The following is a 6,519-nucleotide window of genomic DNA, read 5'->3' on the forward strand; positions in this document are numbered from 1 at the left end:
AGCACCTGGCACGGCTGGGACGGAAGTCGCTGTCGTTCTCAAAATCGGTGGAGCTGCATGACAAAGTCATCGGGCATTATCTGAACATAAAACACTATCAATAAGTTGGAGTCATTACCCATTGTCACTTAATGTGAGTCGGGGGCGTTTTTCATTTGCAGTTAATGTGAGCCGAAATATGCGCTGATTGCGAGTCGGAGGGATTTCGATTGCGAGCCACTACACATAGGGATTATCAACGCGATGAGAATTTTACTGGTTGAAGATGATCTGATGATCGGCGACGTGGTGGCGAATTCGTTACGCGATGCGTCGTATGCGGTGGACTGGATGAAAAATGGCAATGATGCGCTGGCCAGTTGCTTCGCGCAGCATTATGACATTGTGCTCCTGGATCTTGGGCTGCCGGGACAGGACGGCTTTAGCGTCATGAACGCACTTCGCCGTCAGGGATCATCCGTACCGGTGGTGATTGTCACCGCGCGGGATGCCCTTACGGACAGACTTCACGGCCTCGACAGTGGAGCAGACGATTACCTAATTAAACCGTTCGAGTTCAGCGAACTGCTCGCGCGGATACGCGCTGTTTTGCGACGACATAACGGCAACAGTGATCGATTGCTGAGTAACGGTGTGCTCAGCCTGAACCCGGTCAGTCACGAAGTGTGTTTGTTGGCCAGCGGAGAGAACTTTTTACTTTCGAAGCGCGAGTATGCTCTTCTGGAAGCACTCATGCAGCGCCCCGGCGGTATTCTCTCTCGCAGCGATCTTGAAGACCGTATTTATGGCTGGGGGGATGAGATTGAAAGTAACGCTGTTGAGTATTTCATCCACGCTCTACGTAAAAAGCTCGGCCGGAATGCCATCAAAAATGTCAGGGGGGTCGGATGGCTGGTTTCCAAAAGCGAGTGAAAAACTCTCTGAAGCTACAGCTCTCGGTAGCCCTGAGCGTCGCCATTTTATTTACCGCAGTTATTTCCTGTGGTCTTACCTTCTATTTTGCACTCGACGAAGCCCATGAACTACAGGATGGCACCCTGACCCAAATCGCCAGTGTGATATATGACAACCCTGACTCGCAGACTCTTGTTAAGCAACTGGATGGTGATAATGATTCCCGAGTGGTGGTGGAATTCATATCGGAAAACGGTAATTCCCTGCAGGCCCGCGACCCCACTTTTCAGCTGGAAACGCCCATGCATGAAGGTTTTCAGAACGTAATTTCCGGCGGAGAATCGTATCGTGTATTGGTGCATCGACTTTCACCCACCCAATTGGTCGCCATTGGTCAGCAGCTTGACGTACGCGACGAAATCTCATTTGAAAGCGCACTGCGCACGTTGATCCCGCTCAGTCTGCTGTTGCCGATACTGTTGCTGGTTGCGACTGATCTGATCCGGAAAGCCTTTCGCCCCGTTTCACTCCTTGCCGATGAGGTGCATCAGCGAGATGAACGCAATTTGACGCCGTTCCCTGAAGATGCCATTCCTGATGAAATTCGTCCATTTGTGGGTGGTATCAATAAATTGTTGCACAAAGTTAACGATGCCATGCAGACACAGTCACGTTTTATCGCCGATGCGGCCCATGAGTTACGTACCCCGCTAACGGCATTGTCGCTACAGGCGGAGCGGCTGTCGGCGAGCGAAATGTCGCCCGAAGCGCAATTCCGGCTGAACAGCCTGCAACAAGGGTTAAGCCGAACCAAAAACTTGTTAGAACAGCTGCTTCTGCTTGCCCGCGAACAGCAAAATACGCGGCAAGGAAATAATCAGCCTCTGCTCATTACACAGTTATTCAGGGAGGTGATTGAATCCCTGCATCCACTTGCTCTGGAAAAAAGTATTGATATTGGCGTACTGGAAACTGCCAGTGCGAGTCAGCTGGTTTACACCGATAAATACACACTCACTATTATCGTGAAAAATCTGGTAGAAAACGCAATCCGCTATATACCGGAACACGGACAAATTGATCTCAGCGTGATGGTATCGCAGCACGAAGCGATCATTAAAGTTGAAGATAACGGTCCCGGTATTGCCGCAGAAGAAAGGATGCGCGTGTTCGATGCATTTTATCGCCCTGAAGGCGTGACCCAACCCGGCTCTGGGTTGGGCTTAGCGATAGTCAAAGCATGCGTCACGCGGCTGGGTGGGAAAGTTACTTTAGCCCCTGCCAGCCAGTTTACCTCAGGCGTACTGGTCAGCATTGTCCTGCCACTGCAATCTGCGCGATAAAATGTAGATGAAAATTGTACTCTTACTGGAGATACTTTGCGTTCTGCTGGTGTTTTGCCTGCATCCCGACCTCGGTAAGGATATTGCCTGTTATTTGCATAAGATGATTTTCTACTCTTGCCACAGGTTTACGAGTAGGTGATTTGGGAGGAAGCGTCTTAGCCTTTGAAGTTGGCGCGAAGGAGAGAATGGCACTCCGTGCAACGCATTAATTACCGCGGATATCCGCCATCACCTACTTGCGCCTGTGTGTACCATTTCATCAGCTCTGCAGTTCCCGGCTCGTTTTCGGCGGGGGCCCATGGGGCGGCATCTTGATCAGCAACAGGCTGGTACCTACCGTGTTTTACCTCAAAAATAACGCCGCCTTCATCCAGTGACAATACGGTATGCCAGGTGCCTGCATCCATCTCCAGCACTTTACAGTCCTCACCTAACACGACGCGCTGGGTCAGGTTACCCAGGTCATCAAAGTTCAATACCAAAAAGCGACCGGTAAGGGATGTCAGCAGTTCAAAAGTATGCGGGTGGCGATGAGGGCGAACATAAGTTCCCGGTTCCATAGCAATAGCCAGACGCTGCACCGGGTCGCTCAATTCAGGGTGGAAATTATGATGGGCACGTAAGCGGGGGGAATTTGCGGCTTGTGCGCTTTGCTTGCGTAGGTCGTTGAAAGTAAGTTGTTTCATATTATAAGCCTTATTGCATTCTTGCAGCTTACGGCAACCAGGTTGCCGTAAGGCTTTTTGTTATACTAACAATCGATTAGCCACGGCATTCGCGGAACAAATCGCGGTCAGGATTATAGACGCTGGTGCTTACGTCCCACAGCCCCAAAATCGATGAGAACAGGTTGTCGTGGGAATATGATTTTTTCGCCGCATTATTTTCAAGGCAAGACATGTTGATGTGTTTCCCGGCGATAAAGCCCGGTGACATCCAGACCTGCATCGGAATATGCGTCTGCTGATCCGGTGCCAGTTTGTACGGCGTGCCGTGCAGATATAGCCCGCTTTCGCCCAATGATTCACCATGATCGGACACATAAAGCAGCACGGTGTTGTACTGATCGCTGTAATTTTTTAGCTTTTCAATCATCTCAGCTAATACATAGTCTGTATAACGAAGGGTGTTGTCGTAGGTGTTGACCAATTGTTCCTGAGTACAGTTTTCGATATCGCTACGTGCACATTCGGGCATGAAGTGGCGATGCTCAGCCGGATAACGCAGGTAATAAGTCGGTCCATGGCTGCCAATGATATGGAAGGCGACAAGCTTATCACCTGGCATTTTGGCGATTTCATCATCAAGGTTTTCCAGCATCACCTCGTCATGGCACGTTTTGCCATCGCACAGTTTCGGGTTATCACTAGGCTTAATTTCGACAGTCGGGATGCGGCTACATACGCCTTTACAACCGCCATCGTTCTCTTTCCATAACAGCGAGACACCGGTTTTCTGCACGATGTCGAGGAAATTTTCACTGTTAGATGCTTTTTTACTGTCGTACTCGGTGCGATTCATATTCGAGAACATGCACGGAACGGATATTGCGGTAGCGGTACCGCAGGAATGCATATTTTTAAACGAAATAACGCCGCCGGATTTGCTGGTAAAGGCATTGGTATCACGCGAATAACCGTTCATCGAGAAATTCTGGCTGCGTGCCGTTTCGCCAATCACCAGGAACATCAGCGTGGGTTTTTCGTGAGCGACGACGCGTTTAGCATCATTCCCCAGCGTCTGGAAAGGCACTTTAGTCGTAAAGTACGTATCCTTAACATACTGGAAAGTGCTGTAAGCGTAGTTCGCCGGGATGATCTCTTTATTCAATGTCGAGTTATTGCGGCCGACAGAGGCATAATCCTGATAATAAAGTGCGGCAACACCTGCAATCAAACTCAACGATGCCAGCACGGAGAGCAAACGGTAAGCAATGCCTTTATACCATTTTTCAGGATATTGAATTTTTATTGAAAAAAGGAGGATGGCAGGAAGGATACCGGTAAAGACGAACCATATAATAATTGAGCCATTAAGATAGGAATGCGCTTCCTGGGGGTTAGTTTCAATAATGTTTTGAATCATCGTTTGATCAAACATTACTTTATATTTTAGTGTCGAATAACTGACCAGTGAGCCAGTGATAAACAGTAAAGCAAAGAAAGGTTTCAGCAGAAAACGAACTGAGAAAGGCATAAAAACAACGTTAAGCGCCGCAACCAGAACAAAGGGAATAGAAATGACAAAACCAATTTTGACATGCTCTAAATGCGACAAAATCTCGTAAAAATGCAGCAATATTGGCCAGTTAAGTAAAAACGCAAAGATCATTGCCAGAAGTAAAACCAGCGGAATAACTTTCACCCTGAAAAGTACAGGCATTAACACCTCCGGAAAATAGTAAACCAGTAAAAACATTGATGATAATTACAACAATTCAATCTAATATTATGATTGCCTTATTCGCTGCAAAGCAGAGATTATCATTCTGAAATCTTAGGTTAACCTTAACGAGGCTTTGTTGAATAAATCAGATTTCGGGTAAGTCTCCCCCGTAGCGGGTTGTGTTTTCAGGCAATACGCACGCTTTCAGGCATACCTGCTTTCGTCATTTTGTTCAGCGCTCGTACCAGGGCCATAGCCTCCGCAACCTGACCATCGTAGTCACGCAGCGTCAGTGAACCCCCGAACAGCTGTTTTACCCGGTACATCGCCGTTTCCGCTATCGAGCGACGGTTGTAATCTGTTGTCCATTTCCACCGCGCATTACTCCCGGTCATTCGCTGATTAGCCACTGCACGGTTACGGTCTGCATATTCACCGGGCCAGTAACCCGCACCTTTTCGGGGAGGGATAAGCGCGCTGATTTTCTTATGCCGCAGTTCATCGTGACATAGCCGGGTATCGTAAGCGCCATCGGCGGCGGCTGACCTGATTTTCCGGTGGGTTTGCCGGATTAACCCGGGGAAGGCCTCTGAGTCCGTAACGTTGTTCAGCGACAGGTCAGCGCAGATGATTTCATGTGTTTTACTGTCAACGGCGAGATGCAGCTTACGCCAGATACGGCGGCGTTCCTGGCCATGCTTTTTGACTTTCCACTCGCCTTCACCGAAGACCTTCAGCCCGGTGGAATCAATTACCAGGTGTGCGATTTCACCCCGGGTGGGCGTTTTGAAACTGACATTAACCGACTTTGCCCGCCTGCTGACACAGCTGTAATCCGGGCAGCGTAGCGGAACGTTCATCAGAGAAAAAATGGAATCAATAAAGCCCTGCGCAGCGCGCAGGGTCAGCCTGAATACGCGTTTAATGACCAGCACAGTCGTGATGGCAAGGTCAGAATAGCGCTGAGGTCTGCCTCGTGAAGAAGGCGCTGCCGACTCATACCAGGCCTGAATAGCTTCATCATCCAGCCAGAAAGTTATGGAGCCACGGTTGATGAGGGCTTTATTGTAGGTGGGCCAGTTGGTGATTTTGAACTTTTGCTTTGCCACGGAACGGTCTGCGTTGTCGGGAAGATGCGTGATCTGATCCTTCAACTCAGCAAAAGTTCGATTTATTCAACAAAGCCGCGGTGATGCTTACGGTATGGTGGTTATCAAGTTTTATCCTGATTAGCACCCTTAATGGCTATTTCGATAATCAGGACCGCGATTTTCTGACAGGTAAACTTCAGCTCACCGAAGAGTTTCTTAAAACAGAGACGTTCCGGAACAAAACGGATATTAAGTCATTATCAGAAAAAATAAACGATGCGATGGTAGGGCACAATGGTTTATTCATTTCTATAAAAAACATGGAAAATGAAAAAATTGTTGAACTCTATGCCAAAAATTCTGTTGTTCCAGCGGTCCTGCTTAATAAGTCGGGTGATATTCTCGACTATATGATCCAGACGGAAGAAAATAACACCGTGTACCGCAGTATCTCGCGGCGGGTTGCCGTGACGCCGGAACAGGGTAAAAGCAAACATGTCATCATTACGGTTGCCACGGATACTGGGTATCACACCCTGTTTATGGATAAGCTCAGTACCTGGCTGTTCTGGTTCAATATCGGTCTGGTCTTTATTTCTGTTTTTCTGGGCTGGCTGACCACACGTATTGGTCTGAAACCGCTACGGGAAATGACCAGTCTGGCTTCCTCCATGACCGTACACAGCCCTGAGAGATCCCCTCATAATTTCCCCAAAGCGTAACCATGTGTGAATAAATTTTGAGCTAGTAGGGTTGCAGCCACGAGTAAGTCTTCCCTTGTTATTGTGTAGCCAGAATGCCGC

The 6,519-nt window shown here is 48.5% G+C and carries 7 protein-coding genes and 1 pseudogene; 4 read left to right on the forward strand and 4 right to left on the reverse strand.

Annotated features, from left to right (window positions below; genetic code table 11):
• The 3 genes from ACOTX5_RS13570 to qseC-like form a co-directional block, all read left to right on the forward strand.
• On the forward strand, positions 1 to 104 hold a 104-nt coding region (locus tag ACOTX5_RS13570; protein ID WP_000496773.1), incomplete at its 5' end, for an IS1 family transposase.
• A gap of 139 nt (positions 105 to 243) precedes the next feature.
• Complete coding sequence (qseB-like, locus tag ACOTX5_RS13575) at positions 244 to 912, forward strand: QseB-like response regulator transcription factor (RefSeq protein ID WP_001572368.1); 669 nt, start codon at positions 244 to 246, stop codon at positions 910 to 912.
• Positions 888 to 2,237: a QseC-like sensor histidine kinase gene (gene qseC-like, locus ACOTX5_RS13580; RefSeq protein WP_001572371.1), complete on the forward strand. Its 1,350-nt coding sequence runs from the start codon at positions 888 to 890 to the stop codon at positions 2,235 to 2,237. Before qseB-like ends, qseC-like begins: the two co-directional genes overlap by 25 nt.
• 212 nt (positions 2,238 to 2,449) lie before the next feature.
• Here the strand turns inward: qseC-like and ACOTX5_RS13585 are convergent, their stop codons facing one another.
• The 3 genes from ACOTX5_RS13585 to ACOTX5_RS13595 form a co-directional block, all read right to left on the reverse strand.
• A complete protein-coding gene (locus tag ACOTX5_RS13585; RefSeq protein ID WP_001572372.1) occupies positions 2,450 to 2,926 on the reverse strand; it encodes a WbuC family cupin fold metalloprotein in 477 nt (158 codons plus the stop codon).
• Between the two features lie 76 nt (positions 2,927 to 3,002).
• Entirely contained in the window at positions 3,003 to 4,622 is a 1,620-nt protein-coding gene (locus ACOTX5_RS13590) for a phosphoethanolamine--lipid A transferase MCR-9.1 (RefSeq protein WP_001572373.1), read from the reverse strand.
• 188 nt (positions 4,623 to 4,810) lie between these two features.
• Positions 4,811 to 5,779, reverse strand: coding sequence for an IS5-like element IS903B family transposase (locus ACOTX5_RS13595; RefSeq protein WP_072196614.1), 969 nt, complete (start codon positions 5,777 to 5,779; stop codon positions 4,811 to 4,813).
• 38 nt (positions 5,780 to 5,817) lie between these two features.
• On the opposite strand from ACOTX5_RS13595, the pseudogene pcoS reads away from it, so the two are divergent.
• Positions 5,818 to 6,390, forward strand: a pseudogene (gene pcoS, locus ACOTX5_RS13600) (copper resistance membrane spanning protein PcoS); the annotation flags it as partial.
• Positions 6,391 to 6,416: 26 nt separating this feature from the next.
• Here pcoS and ACOTX5_RS13605 read toward each other — a convergent pair.
• Positions 6,417 to 6,519 (reverse strand): hypothetical protein (locus ACOTX5_RS13605; protein WP_223230349.1); only part of this gene is annotated, 103 nt, incomplete at its 5' end.

The organism is Enterobacter cloacae complex sp. IR5441 (genome assembly GCF_049238215.1).
Taxonomy (GTDB): domain Bacteria; phylum Pseudomonadota; class Gammaproteobacteria; order Enterobacterales; family Enterobacteriaceae; genus Enterobacter; species Enterobacter hormaechei_C.